A 3,404-nucleotide genomic window follows, 5' to 3' on the forward strand; every position below is an offset into this window, starting at 1 on the left:
GGGTCGGAATGGACGAGGTGCGGCGCGCCGCGCTGGTCTCCAAGCTGCTGCTCAACGTGTTCGCGACCGGGGCGGGCAGCGTGTCGGCGACCCAGCTGTCCGGCTGGCAGTCCGACGCGGAGTGGCTGCGGCGGGCGCTCGGGCCGGGGGCCGGCGCGGGAACGGGCGCCGGCGACGGCTTCGAGCTGAACGGCACGCTCGCCGACGTCGAGGCCGACCTGGTGCGCCGCATGCGTCTGCGCGAGGTGCTGGCGAACAACGCGCTCGCCAGCCGGCTCACCCCGAGCATGTCGCTGGTCGAGCAGCTGCTGCGCGACAAGCACAACCTGTCCGGCGTCGCGCTCGCCAACGCGAAGGCGCTGATCCGCCGGTTCGTCGACGAGGTGGCCGAGGTGCTGCGCACCCAGGTGGAGAAGGCGAGCGTCGGGACGATCGACCGCTCCGTGCCGCCGAAGCGGGTGTTCCGCAACCTCGACATCGACCGCACGATCTGGAAGAACCTGCCCAACTGGAACGCCGAGGACCAGCGCCTCTACGTCGACCGGCTGTACTACCGGCAGACCGCGCGGCGCACCACGCCGGCCCGGCTGATCGTGGTCGTCGACCAGTCGGGCTCGATGGTCGACGCGATGGTGAACTGCACCATCCTGGCGTCGATCTTCGCCGGGCTGCCCAGGGTGGACGTCCACCTCGTCGCCTACGACACCCGCGCGCTCGATCTCACCCCCTGGGTGCACGACCCGTTCGAGGTCCTGCTGCGCACCCGCCTCGGCGGCGGCACCGACGGCACGGCCGCGATGACGCTCGCCCGTCCGAAGATCACCGATCCGCGCAACACGGTGCTGGTGTGGATCTCGGACTACTACGAGTCCCACGTCGAGCAGCTGTTCGCCTCGTTCGAGGCGATCCACCGCTCGGGCGCGAAGTTCATCCCGGTCGGGTCCGTGAACAGCTCCGGCCAGGCGAGCGTGAACCCCTGGTTCCGGCAGCGCTTCAAGGACCTGGGGACGCCGGTCATCTCCGGCCACATCCGCAAGCTCGTCGTCGAGCTGAAGAACTTCCTGACCTGAGGACGGCCGGCGCCGCCACCCCGTGCGCCGGCGTCTTCCCGACCCCTCTTCCCCCGCAAGCCGACACCGCAGGAGAACCTCGATGACCGAGATGCTGCGTGCCCCCGCCGAGGTCAAGTACGCCGACGAGCTGGACTGGCTGGAGTCCGTCGACGACGGGCCGAAGCCCTACTCGTGGCGGCTGAGCCCGCGCATGGTCCGGCTGTTCGTGCTCGGCTCCCAGAAGTCCGACAAGCTGGGCCGCCAGGTCGACCAGAAGTGGTTCGGCGACGCCAGCCTGGTCGAACGCGCCGTCGTCACCCTCGCCTCCGACCGCGGCCTGCTGCTCATCGGCGACCCGGGGACCGGCAAGAGCTGGCTCGCCGAACTGCTCGCCGCCGCCATCAGTCGCGACTCGACGCTGGTCGTGCAGGGCACCGCCGGTACCACCGAGGACCACATCAAGTACTCGTGGAACGTCTCGATGGTGATCGCCCAGGGGCAGTCCCGCGAGTCGATGATCCCGTCGCCGATCATGACGGCGATGGAGCGTGGCGTCATCGGCCGCTTCGAGGAGCTGACCCGCTCGACCAGCGACGTCCAGGACGCGCTGATCTCGATCCTCTCCGAGAAGTACGTGTCCATCCCCGAGCTGGACAACGACAACGTCGTGTTCGCCAGACCCGGCTTCTCGGTCATCGCGACGGCCAACAGCCGGGACCGGGGCGTCAACGACCTGAGCTCGGCGCTCAAGCGGCGCTTCAACTTCGTCCGGATCCCCGTGGTGACGAACAGACGCAGCGAGGCGGACATCGTCCGGTTCCGCACCGCCGAGCTGCTGCGCCGCCACCAGATCGAGCTCGACGTCCCGCCGACCCTGCTCGACATCCTGCTGCAGAGCTTCGCCGACCTGCGCACCGCTGCCGCGTCGGCGACCAGCGACGACGAGAAGCTCGAGTCGGCGCTGTCCACGGCCGAGCAGATCGGCGTCCTGGAGGACGCGATCCTGCACAGCCAGTTCTTCGGCGAGAAGCGGCTGCACGCCGGCACGCTGGCGAGCTCACTGGTCGGCTCCCTCGCCCGGCGCAGCCCCGAGGACCTCGCCATCCTCAACAGGTACCTGCACGGCGTGGTCGAGCCACGGGGCAGGAAGGACGGCGGCCTGTGGCCCGAGTTTCTCGAGGGCGGGCGCCAGGCGATCGCCGTCCTGTCCTGAGCATGGCGACGGAGAGGAGCCGGGACGCCATGAGCACCCTCGCCGACGACGGGCCGGCCGACGACGGACCGGCCGGCGTCGCGCTGGCCGGTGACGCGCTCGCGGGCGTGCCAGGTGGGCCCGCGGCGGACGGCACCGTGGCGGCGGGCCTGGACGGGCCGTTCGGCCAGCTGCGGGCGCGGCTGGTGGACGCCGCGGCGGCCTTCGCCGCGGATTCGGCCGCGCTCGCCGAGATCCTGGCGGGCCTGGTCGACGATGTCGCCTGGGCGCTGGCCGAGCCGCTGGAGATCTTCCCGGTCTGTCACCACTCGCCGGCCTCCGCCCTGGCGATGGCCCGGCGGCTGCGGGAGAAACGGCCCAGGGCCATCTACCTGGAGCTCTGCGAGGACCTGCGGCCGATCCTCGGCGAGCTGCGCAACTGCCGGCTGCCGGTCGCCCCACAGGCCTTCGCCCACGAGCTCGAGGGTTTCCCCGCCGGGGTGGGGCCGCTGAGCGTGGTCGCCCCGATCACCGAGGCGTCGGCCGAGTACCAGGCGATCGCCTACGCGCTCGAGACGCCGGGCGTCGAGCTCGTGCTCGTCGACTGGTCGGCCGACCACCTCTTCCAGTGGGAGAACCGCCAGTCCCGGTGGGAGAACCGCCAGCGGCCGGACCTGCCGGGCCAGGCCGACGAACCTCCGGGCCCGGCGTCGGCGGTCCCGGGCGGGCCGGCCCAGGACGGCGGAGACCAGGACCGCGGAGACCAGGACGGCGAGGAGGCGGCGTTGCACGGCGACGCCGTCGGCCTCGAGATCGGCGACCTGCGGCCCCGGTTCGCCGAGCTCGAGGAGTTCCTGCTGCGCCACGGCCGAGTCCGGCACTGGTCCGAATGGTGGGACCAGTACGTCGAGCAGCCGCTCGCCGACGCCGACTACGGCACCTACCGGCAGGCCCTGGCGCTCATCGGCAGCCTGTTCCGCCGGCTCACCCCGGCCGGGGACGGCAGGCTCGCCCGCGACGAGGAACGCGAGCGCCACATGTGGACCCGGATCCGGGATCACCTCGCCGCCTCCGGCATCGACCGCGACGACTGCCTGTACGTCTGCGGCGCCTTCCACGCGGTCAGCCATGTCCCGGAATTCGGCACAGCCTCCTCACCA

2 protein-coding genes and 1 pseudogene are annotated in these 3,404 nt (G+C 71.6%); all 3 read left to right on the top strand.

What is annotated here, in order from left to right; genetic code table 11:
- Positions 1–1,070: VWA domain-containing protein (locus AC5LUJ_RS01485; RefSeq protein ID WP_493464352.1), on the top strand; the 1,070-nt coding region annotated here is incomplete at its 5' end.
- Between the two features lie 82 nt (positions 1,071–1,152).
- Positions 1,153–2,265, top strand: a complete 1,113-nt coding sequence (locus AC5LUJ_RS01490) for an ATP-binding protein (protein WP_250285343.1) — start codon at positions 1,153–1,155, stop codon at positions 2,263–2,265.
- 29 nt (positions 2,266–2,294) lie between these two features.
- Positions 2,295–3,404: pseudogene (locus tag AC5LUJ_RS01495) on the top strand (hypothetical protein); the annotation flags it as partial.

The organism is Protofrankia sp. CiP1_Cm_nod3, assembly GCF_982290655.1.